The 25,097-nt window shown below is 64.6% G+C and carries 22 protein-coding genes; 11 read left to right on the forward strand and 11 right to left on the reverse strand.

Annotated features, from left to right (window positions below; translation table 11 throughout):
* Positions 1-47: 47 nt before the first annotated feature.
* Entirely contained in the window at positions 48-806 is a 759-nt protein-coding gene (gene minC / locus GYA95_RS02720; RefSeq protein ID WP_023660587.1) for a septum site-determining protein MinC, read from the reverse strand.
* A gap of 111 nt (positions 807-917) precedes the next feature.
* On the opposite strand from minC, the gene GYA95_RS02725 reads away from it, so the two are divergent.
* Together GYA95_RS02725 and GYA95_RS02730 are read left to right on the forward strand one after the other, a co-directional pair.
* Positions 918-1,853, forward strand: coding sequence for a lipid A biosynthesis lauroyl acyltransferase (locus tag GYA95_RS02725; protein WP_015269282.1), 936 nt, complete (start codon positions 918-920; stop codon positions 1,851-1,853).
* Positions 1,854-2,002: 149 nt separating this feature from the next.
* A complete protein-coding gene (locus GYA95_RS02730) occupies positions 2,003-3,151 on the forward strand; it encodes a patatin-like phospholipase family protein (protein WP_015269283.1) in 1,149 nt (382 codons plus the stop codon).
* Between the two features lie 99 nt (positions 3,152-3,250).
* On the opposite strand, the gene GYA95_RS02735 is transcribed toward GYA95_RS02730, so the two are convergent.
* Both GYA95_RS02735 and GYA95_RS02740 read right to left on the reverse strand, forming a co-directional pair.
* Complete coding sequence (locus GYA95_RS02735) at positions 3,251-3,994, reverse strand: MlaA family lipoprotein (RefSeq protein ID WP_043936071.1); 744 nt, start codon at positions 3,992-3,994, stop codon at positions 3,251-3,253.
* A 73-nt stretch (positions 3,995-4,067) separates the two neighbouring features.
* Positions 4,068-5,366 (reverse strand): hypothetical protein, encoded by a 1,299-nt coding sequence (locus tag GYA95_RS02740; RefSeq protein ID WP_003260096.1) that lies wholly within the window; start codon positions 5,364-5,366, stop codon positions 4,068-4,070.
* A 190-nt stretch (positions 5,367-5,556) separates the two neighbouring features.
* Between GYA95_RS02740 and GYA95_RS02745 the strand changes: the two genes are divergently transcribed.
* Entirely contained in the window at positions 5,557-5,925 is a 369-nt protein-coding gene (locus GYA95_RS02745; protein ID WP_015269284.1) for a hypothetical protein, read from the forward strand.
* Between the two features lie 127 nt (positions 5,926-6,052).
* On the opposite strand, the gene GYA95_RS02750 is transcribed toward GYA95_RS02745, so the two are convergent.
* Positions 6,053-7,618, reverse strand: coding sequence for a glycoside hydrolase family 17 protein (locus GYA95_RS02750; protein ID WP_043935419.1), 1,566 nt, complete (start codon positions 7,616-7,618; stop codon positions 6,053-6,055).
* Between the two features lie 197 nt (positions 7,619-7,815).
* Here GYA95_RS02750 and GYA95_RS02755 point away from each other — a divergent pair, with 197 nt between their 5' ends.
* From GYA95_RS02755 to GYA95_RS02765, 3 genes are all read left to right on the forward strand, one after another.
* A complete protein-coding gene (locus tag GYA95_RS02755; protein ID WP_013971431.1) occupies positions 7,816-8,676 on the forward strand; it encodes a glycine betaine ABC transporter substrate-binding protein in 861 nt (286 codons plus the stop codon).
* 250 nt (positions 8,677-8,926) lie between these two features.
* A complete protein-coding gene (locus GYA95_RS02760) occupies positions 8,927-9,238 on the forward strand; it encodes a DUF485 domain-containing protein (RefSeq protein ID WP_003260090.1) in 312 nt (103 codons plus the stop codon).
* Positions 9,235-10,899: a cation acetate symporter gene (locus GYA95_RS02765; protein WP_013971432.1), complete on the forward strand. Its 1,665-nt coding sequence runs from the start codon at positions 9,235-9,237 to the stop codon at positions 10,897-10,899. The genes GYA95_RS02760 and GYA95_RS02765 overlap by 4 nt, the downstream gene beginning before the upstream one ends.
* Before the next feature lie 54 nt (positions 10,900-10,953).
* Here the strand turns inward: GYA95_RS02765 and GYA95_RS02770 are convergent, their stop codons facing one another.
* The gene (locus GYA95_RS02770; RefSeq protein ID WP_013971433.1) at positions 10,954-11,106 is read right to left on the reverse strand and encodes a DUF3309 family protein; all 153 of its coding nucleotides are present in this window, start codon (positions 11,104-11,106) and stop codon (positions 10,954-10,956) included.
* Positions 11,107-11,387: 281 nt separating this feature from the next.
* Here GYA95_RS02770 and GYA95_RS02775 point away from each other — a divergent pair, with 281 nt between their 5' ends.
* Complete coding sequence (locus GYA95_RS02775) at positions 11,388-12,197, forward strand: SDR family oxidoreductase (protein WP_015269287.1); 810 nt, start codon at positions 11,388-11,390, stop codon at positions 12,195-12,197.
* A gap of 120 nt (positions 12,198-12,317) precedes the next feature.
* Positions 12,318-12,506 (forward strand): carbon storage regulator CsrA, encoded by a 189-nt coding sequence (gene csrA / locus GYA95_RS02780; RefSeq protein WP_003259056.1) that lies wholly within the window; start codon positions 12,318-12,320, stop codon positions 12,504-12,506.
* A gap of 43 nt (positions 12,507-12,549) precedes the next feature.
* On the opposite strand, the gene GYA95_RS02785 is transcribed toward csrA, so the two are convergent.
* From GYA95_RS02785 to mnmC, 5 genes are all read right to left on the reverse strand, one after another.
* Positions 12,550-12,786, reverse strand: a complete 237-nt coding sequence (locus GYA95_RS02785; protein ID WP_015269288.1) for a YheU family protein — start codon at positions 12,784-12,786, stop codon at positions 12,550-12,552.
* A gap of 183 nt (positions 12,787-12,969) precedes the next feature.
* The gene (locus GYA95_RS02790) at positions 12,970-14,154 is read right to left on the reverse strand and encodes an osmoprotectant NAGGN system M42 family peptidase (RefSeq protein ID WP_085617662.1); all 1,185 of its coding nucleotides are present in this window, start codon (positions 14,152-14,154) and stop codon (positions 12,970-12,972) included.
* A 130-nt stretch (positions 14,155-14,284) separates the two neighbouring features.
* Positions 14,285-16,030: an N-acetylglutaminylglutamine synthetase gene (gene ngg, locus GYA95_RS02795; RefSeq protein WP_015269290.1), complete on the reverse strand. Its 1,746-nt coding sequence runs from the start codon at positions 16,028-16,030 to the stop codon at positions 14,285-14,287.
* Between the two features lie 3 nt (positions 16,031-16,033).
* On the reverse strand, positions 16,034-17,821 hold the full coding sequence (locus GYA95_RS02800; protein WP_015269291.1) for an N-acetylglutaminylglutamine amidotransferase: 1,788 nt from the start codon (positions 17,819-17,821) through the stop codon (positions 16,034-16,036).
* Between the two features lie 227 nt (positions 17,822-18,048).
* Positions 18,049-20,013: a bifunctional tRNA (5-methylaminomethyl-2-thiouridine)(34)-methyltransferase MnmD/FAD-dependent 5-carboxymethylaminomethyl-2-thiouridine(34) oxidoreductase MnmC gene (mnmC, locus tag GYA95_RS02805; protein ID WP_015269292.1), complete on the reverse strand. Its 1,965-nt coding sequence runs from the start codon at positions 20,011-20,013 to the stop codon at positions 18,049-18,051.
* Positions 20,014-20,166: 153 nt separating this feature from the next.
* On the opposite strand from mnmC, the gene pap reads away from it, so the two are divergent.
* Both pap and GYA95_RS02815 read left to right on the forward strand, forming a co-directional pair.
* Positions 20,167-21,660: a polyphosphate:AMP phosphotransferase gene (gene pap, locus GYA95_RS02810; protein WP_015269293.1), complete on the forward strand. Its 1,494-nt coding sequence runs from the start codon at positions 20,167-20,169 to the stop codon at positions 21,658-21,660.
* A gap of 255 nt (positions 21,661-21,915) precedes the next feature.
* Positions 21,916-22,881, forward strand: a complete 966-nt coding sequence (locus GYA95_RS02815) for a DMT family transporter (protein WP_015269294.1) — start codon at positions 21,916-21,918, stop codon at positions 22,879-22,881.
* 131 nt (positions 22,882-23,012) lie between these two features.
* Here the strand turns inward: GYA95_RS02815 and GYA95_RS02820 are convergent, their stop codons facing one another.
* Positions 23,013-24,407 carry a class II fumarate hydratase gene (locus GYA95_RS02820; RefSeq protein WP_015269295.1) on the reverse strand — a complete coding sequence of 465 codons (1,395 nt, stop codon included), beginning with the start codon at positions 24,405-24,407 and terminating at the stop codon, positions 23,013-23,015.
* 155 nt (positions 24,408-24,562) lie between these two features.
* On the opposite strand from GYA95_RS02820, the gene GYA95_RS02825 reads away from it, so the two are divergent.
* Positions 24,563-25,087, forward strand: a complete 525-nt coding sequence (locus GYA95_RS02825; RefSeq protein WP_003259051.1) for a DUF2059 domain-containing protein — start codon at positions 24,563-24,565, stop codon at positions 25,085-25,087.
* Positions 25,088-25,097 lie beyond the last annotated feature (10 nt).

Consider the following 25,097-nt stretch of genomic DNA (forward strand, 5'->3'; position numbering starts at 1 on the left):
ATGGCAACGGTAAGAAAAGTTGCACTAAAAATGCTGGCAAGTATCCGTTAAAGACGGGTGATGTTCAACACGTCGCCAGACAGGCTGACTTGCACGCCGGTACCCCACAGCGGGTCGCGGCGCAGGTCCTCGCAGACCTTGTACTGGCCGGCGATGGAGACCATTTCGGCGGTCATCTGCTGACAGAAGATACGTGCCTTGGTATTGCCTTTGATGCCGGCCAGGGCGCGGCCGCGCATGGCGCCGTACACATGGATGTTGCCATCGGCCAGAAGTTCCGCCCCCGGGCTGACCGAAGCGGTCACCACCAGGTCACCGCCCTGGGCGTAGATCTGCTGGCCGCCACGTACTGGCGCAGTGATGATGCGGGTCGGGCGCACCTCGGGTTCGAGGATTGGTGGCGGGACAGGGGCTGGCTCTGGCTTCTTCACCTCGGGTTCGGGCTCCAGCGGCCGCTCGCGCGCGCCGGATGGCGGTAGCACCGGCAGGTCGATGGCAATGGCGGCGGCGATGTCCTCGATGCGGTTGGCACGGATGGCCAGGGTACGCAGGCCGTGGTGGCGGCAGATCCGCATCAAGCCGGGCAGGTCGATTGCCCCCTCGTCGGCCGGCAGCTTGTCCAGCGCCAGCACCAGTGGCGTGTTGCTGAAGAAGTTCGGTGCCTGGGCGACTTTGGCCGCCAGTTGGCGGTCGAGGGCTTCAAGGTCATTGCGCGCCAGCTCCAGCACTGTAATGGCGAGCATGCTGCCCTTGAGCTGGAACACGGAGGCGGTGTCGGGTGTGTGGTTTGGGCTCATGGTCTGCATAGACGGCTTGTTGCGAAAAAAGTGCCCTGACTTATAACGATAAGACCGGTTGCCCGCAACATGCGCTGATCCGTTGTAGAATGCGCGGCCTTTGTCTTTCCGGAAGCTTCAATGGAACGCCCGCGTTTTCGTCCCTATTTCCTTCACCCACGTTTCTGGGGCCTGTGGCTGGGCCTGGGCCTGCTGTGGCTGCTGGTCCAGTTGCCGTACCGGGTCCTGTTGAAAGTCGGTGCCGTGCTGGGAGCGGTGATGTACCGCTTTGCCGGTGAGCGGCGGCGCATTGCCGCGCGCAACCTGGAGCTGTGCTTCCCGGAGCTGTCGGTCGACGAACGGCAGCGCCTGCTCAAGGCCAACTTCGCCTCCACCGGTATCGCCTTCTTCGAAATGGCCATGAGCTGGTGGTGGCCCAAGGCCCGGCTGGCGCGCCTGGCCCATGTCGAGGGGCTGGAGCACCTGCAGGCCGCCCAGCAGGCGGGGCAGGGGGCCATTCTGATGGCGGTGCACTTCACCACCCTGGAGATCGGCGCCGCACTGCTGGGCCAGCATCACACCATCGATGGCATGTACCGCGAGCACGGCAACCCGCTGTTCGACTTCATCCAGCGCAGCGGCCGCGAGCGGCATAACCTCGACTCGCTGGCGGTGGAGCGCGAGGACGTACGCGGCATGCTCAAGCTGCTGCGTTCGGGCCGGGCGATCTGGTACGCACCCGACCAGGACTACGGCGCCAAGCAGAGCCTGTTCGTGCCGCTGTTCGGCATCCCGGCGGCGACGGTGACCGCTACCACCAAGTTTGCCCGGTTGGGCAAGGCGCAAGTGATACCGTTCACCCAGAAGCGCCTGGAGGATGGCAGCGGCTATCGCCTGGTGATCCACCCGCCGCTGGCGGATTTCCCCGGGGAGAGCGAAGAGGCTGACTGCCTGCGAATCAACCAGTGGGTGGAAAGCGTGTTGCGCGAATGCCCCGAGCAGTACCTGTGGGCGCATCGCCGTTTCAAGTCGCGGCCCGAAGGGGAGCCGCGGCTGTATGACAAGAAGAAGCGCTGAATTTTGTTTTGCCTGTGCCGGCCCTTTCGCGGGTGAACCCGCTCCCACAGGTATTGCACAGCCTTCAAGGCCGGTGAAGAACCTGTGGGAGCGGGTTCACCCGCGAAAGGGCCGGCACTGACAGCACATCAACCCCAGGAAGGACTCCTATGCCCCCACCCCCGGTAACCGGTCTTATCCTTTCTGGCGGCGGCGCCCGCGCCGCTTACCAGGTGGGCGTGCTGGCCGGCATTGCCGAGTTGCTGCCAGCCGGCGCGCACAACCCGTTCCCGGTCATCGTGGGCACCTCCGCCGGGGCCATCAATGCCGTCACCCTGGCCAGCGGCGCCACCCATTTCAGCGACGCCGTACAACGGCTCACCGCCTTCTGGCAGAACTTCCGCAGCCACCTGGTCATCCGCAGCGACTGGCCCGGTGTGGTCCGCCAGGCCAGCCGCTTCGTCGCCCACAACCTGCTGGGCGTGGGTGGCCCGGCGCCAGTGGCGCTCCTGGACAGCAGCCCATTGCGCGGCTTGCTGCAGGCGCACCTGAACCTGGACGGCATCGCCCACTCCCTGGCCGCCGAGCAACTGCGCGCCGTCGCGGTGACCGCGTTTGGCTACGAGTCCGGCCAGGCGGTGACCTTCTACCAGGGCCGCGGCACCATCGAAGCCTGGTTGCGCCATCGCCGTATCGGCATGCCCACGCCATTGACCATCGATCATCTGCTGGCCAGCGCGGCCATCCCGTTGCTGTTCGCCCCGGTGCGGCTGGGTGATGAATATTTCGGCGATGGTGCGGTGCGCCAGTCGGCACCGATCAGCCCGGCCCTGCACCTGGGCGCCAGCCGGGTACTGGTGGTTGGTGTCAGCGGTAACCCGCAGCGGCCGGCGCCACCGCTGCCGACCCAGCGGGTGTTCAGCGGGCAGCAGCCGAGCCTGGCGCAGATCGGCGGGCATATGCTCAACAGTACGTTCATTGACAGCCTGGAAGACGACATCGAGCTGCTGCAGCGCCTCAACCACCTGAGCCACCTGTTGCCGGCGCACCTGGACGCCCGGCGCCTGGGCCTGGCGCCGATCGATGTGCTGGTGGTGGCGCCCAGCCAGCCGCTGGACGAGATTGCCGCGCGACATCGGCGCGAGTTGCCGGCGGCGTTGCGCATGTTCCTGCGTGGGCCGGGGGCGACGCGTACGAGCGGGGCGGGGGTGTTGAGCTATTTGCTGTTCGAGGCCAGTTACTGCAGCGAGCTGATAGAGCTGGGGCGAAAGGATGCCTTGGCCAAGAAACGGGAGCTTTGTCAGTTCCTCGGGATCTGATATTGCTTGTGTCGGCCTCTTCGCAGCACAAGGCTGCTCCTACAGGGTAGCGCGTCGCCTTGTAGGAGCAGCCTTGTGCTGCGAAGAGGCCTGGCCGGCCTACTCGGCTATCTGCAACTTGCGCGCCTGGGTATAAACGTACCGCACCTTCTCGTACTCGAACGGCGAGTTGAGCTGGCCATAGCGGAATTTGGTGCTGTAGCGCTTGTCCACCACGCGTAGCACGGAGATTTCCGGGTGGTCGCTGCTGGCTTCGGCCACGTTCAGGTAGTTGATCGCCTGTTCGCCTGCATAGTCCACCACCAGCCCGGTGGTATCGCGCAGGTTCGAAGGCCCCAGCACCGGCAGCATCAGGTACGGCCCGTCCGGTACGCCATAGAAGCCCAAGGTCTGGCCAAAGTCTTCACTTTGCCGCGGCAGGCCCATCTTGGTGGCCGGGTCCCAAAGCCCACCCACGCCGATGATGGTGTTGAACATGAGCCGCGCGGTGATCTCGGCCGAGCGCTTGGCCTTGAGCTGCAACACGCTGTTGAACAGGTTCGGCACGTCGCCCAGGTTGTTGAAGAAGTTGGTCACCCCGGTGCGCACGAAGCGCGGGGTGACGTATTGGTAGCCGCTTACCATCGGCAGCAGCACCCATTGGTCCAGACGGTAGTTGAAGTGATAGACGCGCCGGTTGATCGACTCCAGCGGGTCGTACACGTTCAGCGCTTGCAGGGTGGAGCGCTCGAACTCGCGCTGGTCCAGCCCCGGGTTGAATTTCAGCTCACGCAGCGGGTCGAGGAAACCATCGGTCTCGGGCGCCAGTGGCGCTTCGGTGACTTGCGGGTCGGCCTCGACCACGCTGGCCCGGGGGGCGGTTTCGGCAGCCAGGGCGTGGCCGGCGGCGAACAGGGCAGTGGCGAAGAGGAGTTTGTTAACCACGGAAGAACTCCAGCATGGCGTCACTGTTGACGCGGTAATTGAGGTTGCCGCAATGGCCGCCATGGGGGTAAAGGGTCAGACGCTCACCGAACACCTTGCGCAGGAAGCCGATGTCGCCAGGGCCGAGGATGACGTCGTCGGCGTTGTGCATCACGGCGATCTTGTCGCTGCTGCTCAGGTAATCTTCAAGTGCATACAGGCTGACCTGGTTGACCAGTTGCAGGATGCTGTTGCCGTCGGTACGGGCGCGCCACATGGGGATGACCTGCTCGGTCATGTAGCAGTCGAAGTCGCACTGCAGGGCACGCTTGAAGAATGGCGTGAGGCTGCTGCCCTCGGTGATCGGGAACTTCGGCGGAATGATCAGGCCGCGGCGGTTGATCAGGTCGGAGGTAAAGGCAATGTCGGCCGCCGAGAAGCGGAACGAGGTGCCGATCAGCATGGCCATCTGCTCGTTGGACAGGTGCTGGCGCGACTGCTGGAAGTCGTACAGCAAGGCCTCATTGAGGTCGATGTAGCCCTTTTCCTGGAAGTAGCGGGTCAGCTTGGCCAACATCAGCTCGTAGAAGGTGGTGCTGCGGTCGATGCCCTTGACCTGGGTCTGCACCAGCTTGTCCAGGTTGTTGATCGAGGTGTACAGGTTGACCGGCGGGTTCAGCAGCAGTACGCGCTTGAAGTTGAAGCTGCGGCGGGTTTCGTCCAGGTGGCTGACAAAGGCAGCGTCGAGTGCGCCCAGGCTGTAGCCGGTGAGGTAGAACTCGCTGATTGGCAGGCGCGGGTGCTGGGCGCGCACGGCCTGCATCACCCGGTACATGTCTTCGGCATCCTCCTGGCTGACGCCTGGGGTGGCGAAGCGCGAGGCGGCGCTCATGAAGTCGTAACTGGTTGGCGACGACAGCTGCACCACGTGGAAGCCGGCCTGGTAGAACAGCTTCTTCAGGTATTCGTTGATGCTGCTGGTGTAGGGCGCACCGGTGCCGGCGATGATGAAGATCAGCGGCGCCTCGCGGTCCTGGCGGGCCAGACGGTACTTGAGCTTTTTCACCGCCCAGAAATTGTCCGGCAGAGTGAATTCACGGTCCGGGCGCAGGTTGAGGCTGTAGTCGGACTGGTTGATTTCATCATCTTCGGGCAGGGTGGGGCGCTGGTCCGGTGGCGTGGTGGCGATGGTTGCCTCGAACGGGTTGGTCAAGGGGAAACCATAGCTCGCGGCGTCGATATCCCGCGCCGAAGCGGCCACAGCCATGAGCAGGCCACCGAGCAAGGCAGCGAGGCGCAAAGATCGAAGCATGTAATCCCCCAAAAGAACGCAAGGTCGAGCAGTGTGCAGGCTAGGACCACAACGGGCCGGGCAAAGTTGCCAGGTGCGGTGGTCTTTGGTGTGCTTGTTATCTGCAACATAGCTGCAGGGAGGTGATTTTGCCTTACAACTGGGCATAAGCGATCATGGATGCTTTCGATTACCGCTATTGGAGAGCTGGATGTCTCGTTCGCTGCCGGCTGCGCTGCTTGTGCTGTTTCTGGGGCTCTGGCTTGCTGCCAGTTATGGCGTGCGCTATGGGATGATGGAGGACGGGCAGTGGGTGGGGCTGTGCACGGCGCCGGCGGCGTACTGGCAGTGTGAGGTGCGGTCTTTGCTGGGGTTGGGCATTCATCATCAGGTGATGGCCTGGAGCGGGCTGGGGCTGGCGCTGCTGGCGCAGGTCGTTGCCGGCCGTGGCGGCTGGTGGCTGGCGGTGGTGGCGTTGGTGTTCGCGGTGCCGGCACTGGTGCTGTATACCGCCAGCATTGCCGTGTTCGCGCTGGTGTTGGCGGGGTTGCGGTTGGTCAGGTTGCCGGATCAAGGCTGAAAGGGGCCGCTTTGCGGCCCATCGCAGGCAAGCCAGCTCCCACAGGGACCGCGCCGATTCCATAGGTAGCATAACTCCTGTGGGAGCTGACTTGCCTGCGATGGAGCGCGAAGCGGTCCCAAGGATATCAGGCCGGGCGCAGCCGCAAGCTCCGCCACAAGGCCGCGGTCATCAGCACACTGACCACTGCCCATCCCCAGGCCTGTTGGTTCTCCAACCCTTCCACAAACAACTGCGGCGCCACCCCGGCACCGACGATGAACGCCAGTAACGCCACCTCCGCACGCCGCGCCCGCACCGGCCACACTGCAAACACCAGCGCCGGCAACGCCAACGCTGCGCTGGGGAAGCTGCGGTAGCGTGGGTCGAACACCATCGCCAGCATGCTCACCGCCGCGGCAAAACCCGCCGCCAGCAATAGCCAGCCGGCCCGCGCCTGCAACCAGGCGTACAGGCGCTCGCGCCAGCCCGCGCGCCGTGCCAGGGCCAGCACGGCATGGGCCAGCACCAGCAGGTTCAGCCCTGCCAGAAGCACCGCCCACAGCCACTCCCCGGCAAAGCGCGCATGGGTGCGCATCAGCTCGCCCCAAAGCCCCAGGCAGCCTGCCCCAAACGCTGCCAGCAACGGCAGCAGCATGGCCGCCGCCGGGGTGGCCGGGCGCCCGGCAAGCATCAGCATCAGCACCATTAGCACAGCACTGGCCAGCAACCACTGCGGCCAGTAAGGCAGGTTGCTCACCGGTCCTTCGAGTATGCCCTTGTCCTGCCGGTCGGCATCGTAAAGCCCCCAGTAACCACCGACCGCCCCCTCATTGGCGCGCTTCCATGGCTGGTCGAACGCCTCGATCAGGTTGTAGTGCCAGCCGTTGCTTTCGGCCATGGCCACGAACCCGCGAATGAAGCGCGCCTCGTTGACCCGGCTGGGCTGTGCGGTTTCGCGCTGGCGGCCTTCGCTGGGCCAGCCGGTTTCACCGATCAGAATGTCCTTCGGCGCGAAGCGCGTGCCGAACACCCGGCGCACATCGGCGACGTGGGCCAGGGCTTCGTCGATGCCCCGCGGGTCGTCTTCCCAGTAAGGCAGCAAGTGGATAGTCAGGAAGTCCACCGCAGGCGCTACCTGCGGGTGCTGCAACCAGAATTCCCACACATCGGCGTAGGTTACCGGCACCTTGACCTGGCTTTTCACCCGGGCGATCAGCGTGGCCAGGTGTGCGCCGGTCACCTCCTTGCGTAGCAGCGTCTCGTTGCCGACGATCACCGCGCTGACCACGTCGGGGTTGGCATTGGCGGCGGCGATCAGTAGCTCGATTTCTTTCTCGGTGTCGGCCGGGTGGGCGTTGACCCAGGCACCCAGCATCACCTTCAGGCCATGCTTGCGTGCCAGCGCCGGGATTGCTTCAAGACCGGTCTGGGAATAGGTGCGGATGCACTGGAAACGCTCGGCCAGCAACGCCAGGTCGGCATCCATGCGGGCCGGGCGCAGGCGCAACGGCTGGTCGTAGGGCGACTGGTCCTTGTCGAACGGGGTATACGAGGCGCATTGCAGCTTGTGCGTCGGGCTGGCCGCATCCGGCAGTTGCACCGGCTTGCCAAGCCCGTACCAGAGCCCTCCGAGCCCGAGCAGGGCGAGCAGGCAGGCAAGCAGGTACAACGGCAGCAGCAGGCGGGTAGAACTGGGCATCGGGCGGTCCATCGTCAGGCGCAAAAGGGTAGATAGTAGCCCGGCGCCAAACTTTTGGCATGCAAGGATCGCGCAGGGCGGCATAGGCCGATGGCGCTAATGGCATAGTGCTGTCGCATATGGGGCGGATATAGGTCGTAGCTGGAGCAGGTCGACTATTGTTGCAGGACGATGATGCAAATTCCGAGACCTGACGAGGGGATGCTTTGATGGCTGCTAATACAAAAATGCGACGTTTCCTGGGTGTGGGCACCGCCATGGTACTGGCCATGAGTGCGGCACAGGCAATGGCCAAAGAAGTCAGCATTGGTTACGTGGATGGTTGGGCTGACAGCGTGGCGACCACCAACGTGGCTGCCGAAGTGATCAAGCAGAAGCTCGGCTACGACGTGAAGTTGCAGGCCGTGGCCACCGGGATCATGTGGCAGGGCGTGGCCACCGGCAAGCTCGATGCCATGTTGTCGGCCTGGTTGCCGGTGACCCATGGCGAGTACTGGGCCAAGAACAAGGACAACGTGGTCGACTACGGCCCGAACTTCAAGGACGCCAAGATTGGCCTGATCGTCCCTGAGTACGTCAAGGCGGTGAGCATCGCCGACCTCAAGACCGATGACACCTTCAAGCAGAAGATCGTCGGCATCGACGCCGGCTCCGGCGTAATGCTCAAGACCGACCAGGCAATCAAGGACTACGACCTGACCGGTTACAAGCTGCAGGCCAGTTCCGGCGCGGCGATGACAGCAGAACTGGGCCGTGCCTATGCCAAGCAGCAGTCGATTGCGGTGACCGGCTGGGTACCGCACTGGATGTTCGCCAAGTGGAAGCTGAAGTTCCTCGAAGACCCGAAAGGCGTGTATGGCGCCGCGGAAACCGTGAACAGCATCGGCAGCAAGGAACTGGCCACCAAGGCCCCGGAAGTGGCGGAGTTCCTGAAGAAGTTCAACTGGCAGTCGAAGGACGAGATCGGCGAAGTGATGCTGGCTATCCAGGAAGGCGCCAAGCCTGAAGCGGCGGCCAAGGACTGGGTGGCCAAGCACCCTGATCGCGTGAAGGAGTGGACTGGCAAGTAACAACCCGTTCCGTTGTAGGAGCAGCCTTGTGCTGCGAAGAGGCCGGTGCAAGCTGCGAAGATTCGGGCAGCCTGTACCGGCCTCTTCGCAGCACAAGGCTGCTCCTACAGGGATATGTGCAAGCTGTTTTGTTGCGTGATCCGTAAAACACCGTTGCATCTAAGACTAAGGTCGTCTGGTTGGCGTCCGATAGCCGCATAAAGTAAGGGTCGTGGGTTCCACCCCTATCTGTGCTGCTAGGACAAAAACAATGAACGACAGCATTTACCTCTCGATACAAAACAGCCCCCGCTTCAAGGAGCTGGTCACCAAACGCGAACGGTTCGCCTGGATTCTCTCGGCGATCATGCTCGGCCTGTACTGCGCCTTCATCCTCCTGATCGCCTACGGTCCTCAGATCCTGGGCACCAAGCTCAGCCCTGAGTCGTCGATTACCTGGGGCATCCCCCTGGGCGTCGGCCTGATCGTCTCGGCATTCGTCCTGACCGCCATCTACGTACGCCGCGCCAACGGCGAATTCGATGAGCTGAACAAGGCCATCCTGAAGGAGGCGCAACAATGATTCGCCACGCCAAAGCCCTGGCCGTACTGGCCTGCGGAGCCTTCGCACCCGCCGTGTGGGCCGCCGATGCCCTGACCGGCGAGGTGCAGAAGCAACCGCTGAACGTCTCCGCGATCGCCATGTTCGTGGCCTTCGTCGCCTTCACCCTCGGCATCACCTACTGGGCCTCCAAGCGCAACAAGTCGGCGTCGGACTACTACGCCGCAGGGGGCAAGATCACCGGCTTCCAGAACGGCCTGGCGATTGCCGGTGACTACATGTCGGCCGCCTCGTTCCTGGGTATTTCTGCACTTGTGTTCACCTCTGGCTACGATGGCTTGATCTATTCGATCGGCTTCCTGGTCGGCTGGCCGATCATCCTCTTCCTGATCGCCGAACGCCTGCGCAACCTGGGCAAGTACACCTTCGCCGACGTGGCCTCGTACCGCCTCGGGCAGAAGGAGATCCGCACCCTGTCGGCCTCCGGTTCGCTGGTGGTGGTGGCGTTCTACCTGATCGCGCAGATGGTCGGTGCCGGCAAGCTGATCGAGCTGCTGTTCGGCCTGGACTACCACGTGGCGGTGATCCTGGTGGGTATCCTGATGTGCCTGTATGTACTGTTCGGCGGCATGCTGGCCACTACCTGGGTACAGATCATCAAGGCCGTGTTGCTGCTGTCCGGTGCCAGCTTCATGGCGCTGATGGTGATGAAGCACGTTGGCTTCGACTTCAACACCCTGTTCTCCGAGGCAATCAAGGTGCACGCCAAGGGCGAGGCGATCATGAGCCCGGGCGGCCTGGTCAAGGACCCGATCTCGGCATTCTCGCTGGGCCTGGCGTTGATGTTCGGTACCGCCGGCCTGCCGCACATCCTGATGCGCTTCTTCACCGTCAGTGACGCCAAGGAAGCGCGCAAGAGCGTGCTGTACGCCACCGGCTTCATCGGCTACTTCTACATCCTCACCTTCATTATCGGCTTTGGCGCCATCCTGCTGGTCAGCACCAACCCGGACTTCAAGGACGCCGCTGGCGCCCTGCTGGGTGGCAACAACATGGCAGCGGTGCACCTGGCCAACGCCGTGGGTGGCAGCGTGTTCCTCGGCTTCATCTCGGCTGTTGCCTTCGCCACCATCCTGGCGGTGGTCGCCGGCCTGACCCTGGCCGGTGCCTCGGCGGTGTCCCACGACCTGTACGCCAGTGTATGGCGCAAGGGCAAGGCCAACGACAAGGACGAGATCCGCGTGTCGAAGATCACCACCGTCGCCCTGGGCGTACTGGCGATCGGCCTGGGTATCCTGTTCGAGAAGCAGAACATCGCCTTCATGGTCGGCCTGGCGTTCTCCATCGCGGCCAGCTGCAACTTCCCGGTACTGCTGCTCTCGATGTACTGGAAGAAGCTGACCACCCGCGGTGCGATGATCGGCGGCTGGCTGGGCCTGGTGAGCGCGGTGACGCTGATGATCCTCGGCCCGACCATCTGGGTGCAGATCCTCGGCCACGAGAAGCCGATCTACCCGTACGAGTACCCGGCGCTGTTCTCGATGCTGATCGCCTTCGTCGGTATCTGGTTCTTCTCGGTCACCGACAAGTCCAAGGCTGCCGAAGACGAACGTGCGCTGTTCTTCCCGCAGTTCGTGCGTTCGCAGACTGGCCTGGGCGCTTCGGGTGCTGTTTCGCACTGATCCTTCCGGCAATGAAAAACCGCGCTTCGGCGCGGTTTTTTTGTGTTTTCGCCGCTAGATCATGCCTAGCAGCAACAAAACCAGCAGAACTACCAGCACCACGCCGATGATGCCGGACGGGCCATAGCCCCAGCTGCGCGAGTGCGGGAAGACCGGTAAGCCACCAATCAGCAGAAGGATCAGGATGATGATGAGAATCGTTGTCATGACGGAGTCCTTGCGTGGTTGAGGGTCAAGGGCCTCGGACTGCTGGCCTCTTGTAAATAAGGACTGGTGGTGAGTGTCAAAGATTCCATTTGTGTAGGGCTTGTACCGGCCTCTTCGCAGCACAAGGCTGCTCCTACAGGTGTGTGCGGTCCCTGCAGGAGCAGCCGGTGCAGGCTAACCACACAGTCATGCCCGTCCATTCACTACCCTGATGAACCCTGCCTGCCCACCAGGCCTTGATTAGACTGGTTGCACAACCCATCAGAACAAGGCCAGTCACCATGCAAAACCGCATCATGATTACCGGCGCCGGGTCCGGCCTCGGTCGCGAGATCGCCCTGCGCTGGGCGCGTGAGGGCTGGCGCCTGGCGCTGGCCGATGTCAACGAAGCCGGCCTGCGCAAAACCCTGGAGCTGGCCCGCGCAGCTGGCGGCGAAGGCTTTGCCCAGCGTTGCGACGTGCGCGACTACAGCCAGCTCACCGCCCTGGCCCAGGCCTGCACCGAGCAGTTCGGTGGTATCGATGTGATCGTCAACAACGCCGGCGTCGCTTCGGGCGGGTTCTTCGCCGAACTGTCGCTGGAGGACTGGGACTGGCAGATCGCGGTCAACCTGATGGGTGTGGTCAAGGGCTGCAAGGCCTTTCTGCCGCTGCTGGAGCGCAGCAAGGGGCGAATCATCAACATCGCCTCGATGGCTGCGCTGATGCAGGGGCCGGGCATGAGCAACTACAACGTGGCCAAGGCCGGCGTACTGGCCCTGTCGGAAAGCCTGCTGGTCGAGCTACGCGAACTGGAAGTGGCGGTGCACGTGGTGTGCCCGTCTTTCTTCCAGACCAACCTGCTGGACTCGTTCCGCGGGCCGAACCCGGCGATGAAAGCCCAGGTTGGTAAGCTGCTTGAAGGCTCGCCGATCAATGCGGCGGACATCGCCGAATACATCCACCGGCAGGTTGCCGCTGGTGAGTTCCTGATCCTGCCCCATGAGGCCGGGCGCCAGGCCTGGCAACTGAAGCGTCAGGCACCTGAGCGGCTGTATGACGAGATGGCTGAGATGGCGGTGAAAATGCGGGCCAAGGCTCAGTCGCGATGATTCGTCTGTAAGGAAAGTTACCGGCAGATGTAGGGTGCTTCTGAATCACGGTAGAACTATTGAGTAGCCCTATGCCGTCAAGGCAGGCTCCGGTTTTCCCTTTCGCTGGAGGAACGGAGCATGCTGGTAATAGGGCGCGAAGTGGGAGAGATCATCGTGATTGGTGATGACATTCGGATCATGGTCGTGGAAACGCGGGACGGGATGGTGCGCTTTGGCGTGGATGCACCGCGGCAAGTGCCGGTGCATCGGGCCGAGGTGTACAAGCGCATCAAGGAAGGGCAGCAGGCCAAGGCCCGCAGGGTTTGATGTTGCCTGTGCCGGCCTCTTCGCGGGCACGCCCGCGAAGAGGTCAGATCTGTTGGTCGAGCAGCTCGCGGGGCACATCATGCTTGGCCAGCAACTGGCACTGCTGGCTTTCCGGGTCGAAAAGGATGAACGCCTGGCCCTTGGCCAATGCCTGGCGCACCCGCAGCACGCGGGTTTCCAGCGGGGTGTCGTCGCCGTTGTCGGTACCGTCGCGGGTGACGAAGTCCTCGATCAGTCGGGTCAGGGTTTCGGCTTGCAGTTGGTCGTAGGGGATCAGCATGGTGGCGTTGCCTAGGGTCTTGGTGGGGGCATGCTACGCGAAACATTCGGGATTTTGGGGCCGCGTTGCGGCCCAATCGCCGGCAAGCCAGCTCCCACAGGGACAGCACAAAGCCTGGGCCTGTGGTTATCCTGTGGGAGCTGGCTTGCCGGCGATTGGGCTGCAAAGCAGCCCCCAGGGCCCTCAGCCTTTGTTGCCAACCAGGCTATCCACCGCCGGCACCCGCGTATCGCTCTCCATCTGTGCATCATGTTCCAGCTGGTGGCTGAAGCGCTCCAACGACGCATTGGCCGGCTGCGAATCACTGGCAAACACCGGCGGGCTCAGCAGGTACGCCGACAACAAGCGGCTCAACGCCGCCAGGCTGTCGATGTGTGTTCGCTCGTAGCCATGGGTGGCATCGCAACCAAAGGCTACCAGCGCGGTACGAATATCGTGCCCCGCCGTCACTGCCGAATGGGCATCGCTGAAGTAGTAGCGGAACAGATCGCGCCGCACCGGCAGGTCGTGGTCGCCGGCCAGTTTCAGCAGGTGCCGGGACAGGTGGTAGTCGTAAGGCCCCGACGAGTCCTGCATGGCCACGCTCACTGCATGTTCGCTGGAGGCCTGCCCGGGCGCCACCGGGGCGATGTCGATGCCGACAAACTCGCTGACGTCCCAGGGCAGGGCGCCAGCCGCTCCCGAGCCGGTCTCTTCGGTGATGGTGAACAGCGGGTGGCAGTCGATCAACGGTTGGCGGCCGCTTTCCACCACGGCTTTCAGCGCCGCCAGCAGCGCTGCCACGCCGGCCTTGTCGTCCAGGTGGCGGGCGCTGATGTGGCCGCTTTCGGTGAATTCGGGCAGCGGGTCGAAGGCAACGAAATCACCGATGCTTACACCCAGCGCCTCGCAGTCGGCGCGGGTGGCGCAGTAGGCGTCCAGGCGTACCTCAACGTGCTCCCAGCTGACCGGCATCTGGTCGATGGCGGTGTTGAAAGCATGCCCGCTGGCCATCAGCGGCAGCACGCTGCCCCGGTATACGCCGGTGTCGGTGAATACGCTGACCCGGCTGCCTTCGGCGAAGCGGCTGGACCAGCAACCGACTGGCGCCAGGGCCAGGCGGCCGTTGTCCTGCAACTGGCGCACGCTGGCGCCGATGGTGTCCAGGTGAGCGGACACGGCGCGGTCGGGCGAGGTCTGGCGGCCCTTCAGGGTGGCGCGGATGGTGCCGCGGCGGGTCAGCTCGAAAGGGATGCCCAGTTCGTCCAGGCGCTCGGCCACGTAGCGCACGATGGTGTCGGTGAAACCGGTGGGGCTGGGGATGGCGAGCATCTCCAGCAGCACGCGCTTGAGATAGTCGAGATCGGGTTCGGGATGTCGGTCGGACATGGTTGGGGGGCTCCTTTACTCCTGTGCCGGCCTCCTCGCGGGCACGCCCGCTCCTACAGGAACCCCACAAGTCTCGTGGGCTGTGCTGGACCTGTGGGAGCGGGCGAGCCCGCGAAGAGGCCATCAGCCTTTACGCCAAAGGCCGGCTATGCGGAAACAGCAGATCGATAAAACGCTCGGCGGTCGGTTGCGGTTCATGGTTGGCCAACCCTGCACGCTCGTTGGCCTCGATGATCACGTACTCCGGTTGCCCGGCATCACGCACCATGAAGTCCAGCCCCACCACCGGGATCTCCAGCGCCCGTGCAGCGCGCACGGCGGCTTCGGCCAGCACCGGGTGCAGGCGTTCGGTCACGTCTTCCAGGGTGCCGCCGGTGTGCAGGTTGGCGGTGCGTCGCACGGCCAGGCGCTGGCCGGCGGGCAACACGTCGTCGTAGCCAAAGCCCGCCGCGCGCAGGGTGCGCTCGGTTTCGTCGTCCAGTGGAATGCGGCTTTCGCCACCGGTTGCGGCCTGGCGCCGACGGCTCTGGGCATCGATCAGCTCGCGGATGCTGTGCTTGCCATCGCCCAGCACTTGCGCTGGGTGACGGATGGCTGCCGCCACCACTTCGTAGCCGATCACCACGATGCGCAGGTCATGCCCGGCATGGAAGCTCTCCAGCAACACGCGGCTGTCGAACTGGCGGGCATGCGCCACGGCTTGGGTGATGTCGTCGATGCAGGTGAGGTTCACCGCCACGCCCTGGCCTTGCTCGCCGTCGACCGGCTTGACCACCACCGCGCCATGCTCTTCGAGAAACGCCAGGTTGTCGTCGGCATTGCCGGCCAGCTGCTGCGCCGGCACCTGCAGCCCGGCATTGTGCAAGGCATGTTGGGTAAGGCGCTTGTCCTGACACAGGGTCATGGTCACGGCGCTGGTCAGGTCGCTGAGCGACTCACGGCAGCGAATGCGGCGCCCGCCCAGGCTGAGGGTGAACAGGCCGCCAGCGGCATCGTCCACTTGTACCTCAATGCCTCGACGCAGCGCTTCGTCGACGATGATGCGTGCGTAGGGGTTGAGGTCGGCTTGAGGCCCCGGCCCCAGAAACAGCTGTTCGTTGATGCCGTTCTTGCGCTTGACCGCGAAGGTCGGCAGGTTGCGAAAACCCAGCTTCTGGTAAAGGCGCTTGGCCTGGCGGTTGTCGTGCAGTACCGACAGGTCCAGGTAGGCCAGGCCGCGGCTCATGAAGTGTTCGATCAGATGGCGCACCAGCACCTCGCCCACGCCGGGGCGGGTGCAGTGCGGGTCTACCGCCAGGCACCAGAGGCTGCTGCCGTGCTCGGGGTCGTCGAACGCCTTGGCGTGGTTCAGGCCCATGACACTGCCGATCACCGCGCCGCTGTCTTCGTCCTCGGCCAGCCAGTACGCCGGGCCGCCCAAGTGCAGAGGCGTAAGCAGCTCGGCGTCCACCGGCAACATGCCGCGCGCCTGGTACAGGGTGTTGATCGCCTGCCAGTCGCCCGGGTTCTGCGCCCGGCGCACGCGAAAGCCGCGGAACACCCGCTGCGCCGGGCGGTAGTCGGTGAACCACAGGCGCAGGGTGTCGGACGGGTCGAGGAACAGTTGCTGCGGGGCCTGGGCCAGCAGCTGCTGCGGCGCGGCCACGTACAGGGCGATATCGCGCTCGCCGGGGCGTTCTTCCAGCAGGTCGGCGGCCAGGTCGGCCGGGTTGGGGTAGGTGTGGCCGATCAGCAGCCGGCCCCAGCCGCAATGTACGGCGCGCGGCTGGTCGTGGGGCTGGCCGCCGTCGCCGGCCAGGCGCGCCTGCAGGCGCTCGTAGGACGGCGCCTGGCCGCGCAGCAGGCGCTGACCGTAAGCGATTTCATGGGCTTTCATCGGTCAGATTCCTTGTTCGCTCAGCCACAGGTTCAGCGCCGCCAGCTGCCACAGCTTGGAGCCGCGTAGCGGTGTCAGCTGGCCGTGCGGGTTGCTCAGCAGGCGGTCGAGCATGGCCGGGTTGAACAGCCCGCGGTCCTGGCTGGGGTCGGTCAGCAGTTCACGTACCCAGCCGAGGGTGGCGCCTTCCAGATGCTTCAGGCCCGGCACCGGGAAGTAGCCCTTCTTGCGGTCGATCACCTCGTGCGGGATCACCCGCCGCGCCGCCTGCTTGAGCACCTGCTTGCCGCCGTCGGGCAGCTTGAAGCGTGCCGGAATGCGTGCCGAAAGCTCCACCAGCCGGTAGTCGAGGAATGGCGTGCGCGCCTCCAGGCCCCAGGCCATGGTCATGTTGTCGACCCGTTTGACCGGGTCGTCGACCAGCATCACCGTGCTGTCCAGGCGTAGCGCCTTGTCTACCGCATCGGGGGCGCCAGGGCGGGCGAAGTGTTCACGGACAAAGTCGCCCGCTGCGTCGCTTTCCAGCAGCCAGGGTGCCTGCACGGTGTCGCGGTACTCGGCGTGGCTGCGATCGAAGAAGGCTTCGCGGTAGGCGGTAAAGGCATCCTCTGCGCCGTCCACCTGCGGGTACCAGTGGTAGCCGGCGAACAGCTCGTCGGCGCCCTGGCCGCTTTGCACGCCCTTGCAGTGCCTGGCCACTTCCCGCGACAGCAGGTAGAAGGCGATGCAGTCATGGCTGACCATGGGTTCGCTCATGGCGCGGAAGGCGGCTGGCAACTGGTCGATGATTTCGTGCTCGGCAATGCGCAGCTGGTGGTGACGGGTGCCGTAGTGCCTGGCGATCAGGTCGGAGTACTGGAACTCGTCGCCGCGTTCGCCACCGGCATCCTCGAAACCGATGGAGAAGGTCGACAGGTCATCCACGCCCACTTCGCGCAGCAGGCCGACCAGCAGGCTGGAATCGACCCCGCCAGACAGCAGTACACCTACGTCCACTGCTGCCCGTTGGCGAATGGCCACGGCGTCGCGGGTGGCGTCGAGCACGCGGGTGGTCCAGCCTTCCAGGTCCAGCTCACGTTCATCGGGGTTGGCGCCGTAGTGCAGCTGCCACCAGGTCTGGCGTTCCACTTCGCCATGACGATCGATGCGCATCCAGGTGCCGGGTTCCAGCTTTTGCACGTTGGCCAGCAGGGTGCGTGGCGCCGGCACCACGGCGTGGAAATTCAGGTAGTGGTTGAGTGCCACCGGGTCGAGCATCGGGTCGATGTCACCACCCTTGAGCAGCGCTGGCAGGGTCGAGGCGAAGCGCAGGCGCTCGCCGTTGCGCGACAGGTACAAGGGCTTTACGCCCAGGCGGTCGCGGGCGAGGAACAGGCGCTGGTTGTCGCGTTCCCAGATGGCCAGGGCGAACATGCCATTGAGCTTGGGCAGCAGGGCCGCGCCCCAGGCGTGGTAGCCCTTCAGCAACACCTCGGTGTCGCCGTCGGACCAGAAGCTGTAGCCCAGGGCTTGCAGCTCCTGGCGCAGTTCGGGGAAGTTGTAGATGGCGCCGTTGAAGGCCAGCGACAGGCCCAGGGTGTTGTCCACCATCGGCTGGGCAGAGCCGTCGGACAGGTCCATGATTTTCAGGCGCCGGTGGCCGAGGGCGATCGGGCCTTGGCTATGGAAGCCCCAGGCATCCGGGCCGCGGGGCGCCAGGTGGTGGGTTATGCGCTCTACCGCAGCCAGGTCGGCTGGGCGAGGGGCTTGGTCGATGGGTGTAAAACGCAACTCTCCTGCTAATCCGCACATAGGTCCTTACCGGTTTTTCCGTTGGGGAGGGGGTGCCCCGGATTAGGGCACCTTAAGGAACTGACCCATGTGGTTTGCGAGAGTTTTAGATCGATCTGTTATATGGGGCTGCTGCGCAGCCCTTCGCGGGCTCGCCCGCACAGGTTCACCACAGGCCTGGGGCCTTACGCGGTCCCTGTGGGAGCTGGCTTGCCGGCGATTGGGCTGCGCAGCAGCCCCCGGCCCGATCACTTCCCACGAATCAACCTGCGCAAGGCAAACCGATTCGGGTGGCACGCCTCCGCCACCGCCCGTGGCAACGGCAGCGGTTCCCCGCATACCCACGCCGCCACCAGTTCGCCGCTCAACGGCGCCGTGATCAACCCGCGCGAGCCGTGCCCGCTGTTCACATACAACCCATCCAGCCAGGGGCAGGCCACATCCGGCACCTGCCGCGCATCCCGGCCCAGCACTGCATATGCCTGGGCGAACGCCTGCGCATCCGCCACCGGCCCGACGATCGGCAGGTAATCCGGGCTGGTGCAACGGAACGCTGCACGGCCTTCCAACTGCCCGGGGTCCAGTTCGGCGGCGCCCAGGCGCTGGGCAAGGTCGACCGAAATCTCGTCCAGCAATGCCAGGTTGCCCTGGTGCTCGGCTACCGTCGGCGCCAGGTCTGTGCTGTGGAAGTCGAAGCTCGCGCCCAAGGTGTGTTCATCGCCGCGCGGCGGCGCTACATAGCCTTCCGCACACACCACGGTGCGCAGCGCGCGGCTGCTGGGGGTGGCCGGCAGGCGGGTGATCTGCCCGCGGATGCGCTTGAGCGGCAGCTGCGCGCATGGTTCGAAGCGCAGTATGTCGGCGGCACCGGCCAGCACCACCACCGGCGCGCTGGCCAGCAAACGTTCGCCAGCCCAGGCTTGCCACTGCCCGTCGACCTTGCGCAGCTCGAGCACCTCCTGGTGCGTCAGTAGGCGAATACCCGGGTGCTGCAACTGCTGCTGGCACAGCGCCGGCGGGTGCACCCAGCCACCTTCGGGATAGAACAGCCCGCCAGCCGGCAAGGCCACACCTGCGATGGCTTCGGCTTCTGCACGTTCCAGCGAGTGCAGCAGGCCATGTTCGAAGGCCCCAGCCAGTTTGCCCTGGCGTTCGGCTTCCTTGCTGTCGAAGGCCAGTTGCAGCACGCCGCAGGCATCCCAGTCGTGGCCACGTTGCAGGCGCTGCAGCTGGCGCCGGGTATAGCCGAAACCGGCGAGGATCATCTGCGACAACGCCGTGCCATGGGCGGACAGCTTGAGGTACAGCACCCCTTGCGGGTTACCCGAAGCTTCCCGAGCCGGCGTGTCGTGGCGTTCCAGCACGGTAACCTGCCAGCCACGCCGTGCCAGGCTGGCGGCGGTGGTGCTGCCGGCGAGCCCGGCGCCTATCACCAGCGCTTCACGCGGCCCCGCAACGGCAGCCGGGCGCGCATACCATGGCGCACCGGGGCTGGGCACAGGGCCGACATAGGCGCCGCTCATCACTTCCCATTTCTTGCCGATGCCCGGCACCTTCTTCATGGCGAAGCCGGCATCGACCAGGCTGCGGCGTACCCAGCCGGTGGTGGTGAAGGTGCCTAGCACCGTGCCCGGGTGTGACAGCCGTGCCAGTTGCGCGAACAGCTCCGGGGTCCACATGTCGGGGTTCTTGGCCGGCGCGAAGCCGTCGAGGAACCACACATCGATCTGCGCATCGAGTTGCGGCAGCTGCTCCAGTACGTCGCCTATCAGCAGGGTGAGGGTGACCCGGCCGTTGTCGAAGGTGAACTGCTGGAAGCCAGGGTGCACCGCAACGTACTGCTCCAGCAGGGGCTGGCTGTAGGCCGCCAGTTCCGGCCACAGGCGTATGGCGCGGGCCAGATCGTCGCGGCCGAGGGGGTATTTTTCGACGCTGACGAAATGCAGGCGGGCCTCGGCATGGGCGTGCTGCTCGAACAGTTGCCAGGCGCAGTAGAAATTCATGCCGGTGCCGAACCCGGTTTCGCCGATCACCACGCAGGCGTGCGGGGCGAGGTTGGCAAAGCGCTCGGCCAGACGGGTTTGCCCGAGAAACACGTGCCTGGTTTCTTCGATGCCTTCGTTGACTGCGAAATAGACGTCGTCGTATTGCCGCGAATGGGGGCGGCCCTGGTCGTCCCAGTCGATCTGGGCGTGCTGGAGGAGGGTGGACATGGTTGGCTCGGTTGCAGCGGATGGGCGGATTTTATGCCATCTGAGGATTTTGCGCTGGCTGTGCCGGCCCTATCGCCGGCAAGCCAGCTCCCACAAGTACTGCACAAGCCTTCAAATCCGCTAGTCTTGCTTATCCATTGAAGGAGCCAGTGCATGTTCGAATCCGCAGAAATCGGCCACAGCATCGACAAGGAGGCTTACGACGCCGAGGTACCCGCTTTGCGCGAGGCCCTGCTCGAAGCCCAGTACGAACTCAAGCAGCAGGCGCGCTTCCCGGTGATCGTGCTGATCAACGGTATCGAAGGCGCCGGCAAGGGCGAGACGGTCAAACTGCTGAACGAGTGGATGGACCCGCGCATGATCGATGTGCTCACCTTCGACCAGCAGACCGACGAAGAGCTGGCCCGCCCGCCGGCCTGGCGCTACTGGCGGGCCCTGCCACCCAAGGGGCGGATGGGCGTGTTCTTCGGCAACTGGTACAGCCAGATGCTGCAGGGGCGGGTGCACGGGGTGTTCAAGGATGCCGTGCTCGACCAGGCCATCACCGGCGCCGAACGCCTGGAAGAGATGCTGTGCGACGAAGGTGCGTTGATCATCAAGTTCTGGTTCCACCTGTCCAAGAAGCAGATGAAGGCGCGGCTGAAATCGCTCAAGGACGACCCGCTGCACAGCTGGAAGATCAGCCCGCTGGACTGGCAGCAGTCGGAAACCTACGACCGTTTCGTGCGCTTTGGTGAGCGCGTGCTGCGCCGCACCAGCCGCGACTACGCGCCATGGCATGTCATTGAGGGCGTCGATCCGAACTACCGCAGCCTGGCGGTAGGGCGCATCCTGCTGGAAAGCCTGCAGGCGGCACTGGACAACAATCCCAAAGGCAAGCACCAGGGCAACGTCGCCCCGCTGGGCCGCAGCATCGACCAGCGCAGCCTGCTCGGCGCGCTGGACATGACCCTGCGCTTGGACAAGTCCGACTACCAGGAGCAACTGGTCACCGAGCAGGCCCGCCTGGCCGGCCTGCTGCGCCACAAGCACATGCGTCGGCATGCCTTGGTGGCGGTGTTCGAAGGCAACGACGCTGCCGGCAAAGGGGGCGCCATCCGCCGCGTGGCGGCAGCGCTGGACCCGCGCCAGTACCGCATCGTGCCCATTGCCGCGCCCACTGAAGAAGAGCGCGCGCAGCCATACCTGTGGCGGTTCTGGCGGCACATTCCGGCGCGTGGCAAGTTCACCATCTTCGACCGTTCCTGGTATGGCCGGGTGCTGGTGGAACGTGTGGAAGGCTTCTGCAGCCCGGCCGACTGGATGCGTGCCTACAGCGAGATCAACGATTTCGAGGAACAGCTGGTGAATGCCGGCACGGTGGTGGTCAAGTTCTGGCTGGCGATCGACCAGCAGACCCAGCTGGAGCGTTTCGAAGAGCGCGAGCAGATCCCGTTCAAGCGTTACAAGATCACCGAGGATGACTGGCGCAACCGCGACAAGTGGGACGACTATGTCCAGGCGGTGGGCGACATGGTCGACCGCACCAGCACCGAGATTGCGCCGTGGACGCTGGTGGAGGCCAACGACAAGCGCTGGGCGCGGGTGAAGGTGTTGCGCACCATCAACCAGGCGCTTGAGGCGGCGTTTGCCAGGGACAAGAAATAGCCAGGCTTGTTGGTTGCCTGTTCTGGCCTCTTCGCGGGCACGCCCGCTCCCACAGGATTTGCACACACTCTGAATCTTGTGGGGTCCCAGTGGGAGCGGGCGTGCCCGCGAAAGGGCCAGAACAGGCAGCACACCTGCCAAGCCATGCCGCAGAAGAATGACCTGATGAATTCTTTTCCCGGCACCCACCACCGTCCCCGCCCTCCAAGCCCGTAGAATTCAACCACCCCCACCACGGGCTCGATCGAGGATTTTATGCACACCATTACCGGCCGCTGGGGCTATGGCCTTTTCCTGGCACTTTTGACGGCGTTGCTCTGGGGCATCCTGCCGATCAAGCTCAAGCAGGTGCTGCAAGTGGTCGACCCGGTCACCGTCACCTGGTACCGCCTGCTGGTCTCCGGCGGCCTGCTGTGCGCCTGGCTGGCCGCCAAGCGCAGGCTGCCTTCCTTCAGCAAGCTGACGCCCAAGGGCAAAGGCCTGGTGGTAGTGGCCGTGCTTGGCCTGATGGGCAACTACGTGCTGTACCTGATCGGCCTGAACCTGCTCAGCCCGGGCACCGCGCAACTGGTCGTGCAGATCGGCCCGGTGCTGTTGCTGGTGGCCAGCGTGTTCGTGTTCCGCGAGCGCTTCAGCCTGGGGCAGGGCGTGGGTCTGCTGATCCTGCTGGCGGGGTTCGGGCTGTTTTTCAACCAGCGCCTGGAAGAGCTGCTGACCTCGCTCGGCACCTATACCACCGGCGTGCTGACCATCCTGTTGGCCACCAGCGTCTGGGTGTTCTATGCGCTCAGCCAGAAGCAGTTGCTGACGGTGTGGCATTCGCAGCAGGTAATGATGGTGATCTACCTCAGTTGCGCCGCGCTGCTGACACCCTGGGCCCACCCGTTGGAGGCGTTGCAGCTGACCCCGGTGCAAGGCTGGCTGTTGCTGGCCTGTTGCCTGAACACCCTGGTGGCCTATGGCGCGTTCGCCGAGGCGCTGGCGCACTGGGAGGCGTCGCGGGTGAGTGCCACGCTGGCGCTGACCCCGCTGGTGACCTTTGTCGCGGTGGCACTGGCGGCGTTGGTCTGGCCTGATTATGTGCACGCCGAGGACATCAATGCCCTGGGCTATGTGGGGGCGGTGACCGTGGTGCTGGGCTCGGCGCTGGTGGCACTGGGGCCTTCGCTGGTGGCCGGGTGGCGCGCCCGCAAGTTCAAGAGGGTTGCGCGCTCTGTGTAGGAGCGGCCTTGTGTCGCGATGGGCTGCGCAGCAGCCCCAGAAATCTATGTTGCTGCCGAGATTTCTGGGGCTGCTGCGCAGCCCATCGCGACACAAGGCCGCTCCTACAGGGGAGCGCGGTCTCTGAGCTGTCAGCCTTTGCCCCCCGGAGCCAGCATGTTCTCCGGCCTCACCCACTGGTCGAACTGCTCATTGGTCAGGTACTTCAACTCCAGTGCCGCCTCGCGCAAGGTCTTGCCTTCGCCATAGGCCTTCTTGGCAATTTCCGCTGCCTTGTCATAGCCAATATGCGGGTTCAACGCCGTCACCAGCATCAGCCCCCGTTCCAGGTGCGCCGCCATCTGCTCGGCATCCGGCTCGATGCCCGCCACGCAGTGCTGCTGGAAGTTGCGGCAGCCGTCAGCCAGCAATTCGATCGACTGCAGCAAGTTGTGGATGATCACCGGCTTGAACACGTTCAGTTGCAAATGCCCCTGGCTGGCGGCAAAGCCGATCGCCGCGTCGTTGCCCAGCACCTGACAGGCCAGCATCGACAGCGCCTCGCACTGGGTAGGGTTGACCTTGCCTGGCATGATTGAGCTGCCCGGCTCGTTGGCCGGCAGGCGTACCTCGGCCAACCCGGCGCGCGGGCCGGAACCCAGCAGGCGCAGGTCATTGGCGATTTTCATCAGGGCCACGGCCAGGGTCTTCAGGGCGCCGGCCAGGCTGGTCAGCGGCTCGTGGCCGGCGAGGGCAGCGAACTTGTTCGGCGCAGTGACGAACGGCAAGCCGGACAGCGCCGCCAGCTCGGCGGCGATGGCTTCGGCAAAACCGTGCGGGGCGTTGAGCCCGGTGCCCACGGCAGTGCCGCCCTGAGCCAGCTCGCACACTGCCGGCAGGGTGGCGCGGATGGCACGCTGGGCGTAGTCGAGTTGGGCGACGAAGGCCGAGACCTCCTGGCCGAAGGTGATCGGCGTGGCGTCCATCATGTGCGTGCGACCGGTCTTTACCAGCTTGTGGTGGCGTGCCGACAGCTCGGCCAGCCCCGAGGACAGCTCTGCGATGGCCGGCAGCAGCTTGTCGTGCACCGCCTGCGCCGCAGCGATATGCATGGCGGTGGGGAAGCAGTCGTTGGAGCTCTGCGAGCGGTTGACGTGGTCGTTGGGGTGTACGGGCGCCTTGCCGCCACGGCCGTTGCCGGCCAGCTCATTGGCCCGCCCGGCGATCACTTCGTTCACGTTCATGTTGCTCTGGGTGCCGCTGCCGGTCTGCCAGACCACCAGCGGGAACTGGTCGTCATGCTCGCCGTCCAGCACTTCGTCAGCGGCCTGTTCGATCAGCCGGGCGATGTCGGCCGGCAAGTCGCCGTTACGGTCGTTGACGCGTGCCGCGGCCTTCTTGATCAGCGCCAGGGCATGCAGCACCGCGATGGGCATGCGTTCCTTGCCAATGGCGAAGTTGATCAGCGAACGCTGGGTCTGCGCACCCCAGTAGGCGTCCTCAGGAACTTCGACCGGGCCCAGGCTGTCTGTCTCGATACGGCTCATTCTGTACTCACTCCCTTGTAGTTCGAAATCGCAGTTTAGGCCCTGATTCGACCGAGCGGTTCAGTCGCTCGTCGTGCCACTTGAGCACATCGCCACCACGGCGCAGAATGCTCTACTCTGAGGTACCCGCCTCCCTCTCTTCTGAAGGAAATGCAATGACCCGTCTCCGTGTCCTTTGTGCCGCCGTTGCCCTGGCTTGCGCCAGCGGCCAGGTACTCGCTGCCACCGCCAGCCACAACGCTGCTGCCGAGAAATTCCTGACCCTGGCCAACGCCGACAAGCTGGGCACCCCGGTGTACATGCAGGTCCAGCAGATGTTCGCCCAGCGTTTCGCCCAGACCAAGGCCCCGGCCACCAAGCAGCCAGTGCTGGAAAGCTACCAGGCCAAGGCCAACGCCGCGCTGGACAACGCCATCGGCTGGAACAAGCTGAAGCCGAAGATGGTCGACCTGTACACCCAGACCTTCACCGAGCAGGAGCTCAAGGACCTGGTCAAGTTCTACGAATCGCCGCTGGGCAAGAAAGTGCTGCGTGAAATGCCCAAGGTCACCCAGCAGTCGGCCCAGCTGACCCAGCAGAGCCTGGAGCCAGCGGTACCGGTGGTGAACAAGCTGCTGGACGACATGACCAAGGAACTGGACCCGAACGCTGGCAAGGCCGCCGCCCCGGCGAAGAAGTGAGTACGCCGCG

It is taken from the genome of Pseudomonas asiatica (assembly GCF_009932335.1).
Lineage (GTDB): Bacteria > Pseudomonadota > Gammaproteobacteria > Pseudomonadales > Pseudomonadaceae > Aquipseudomonas > Aquipseudomonas asiatica.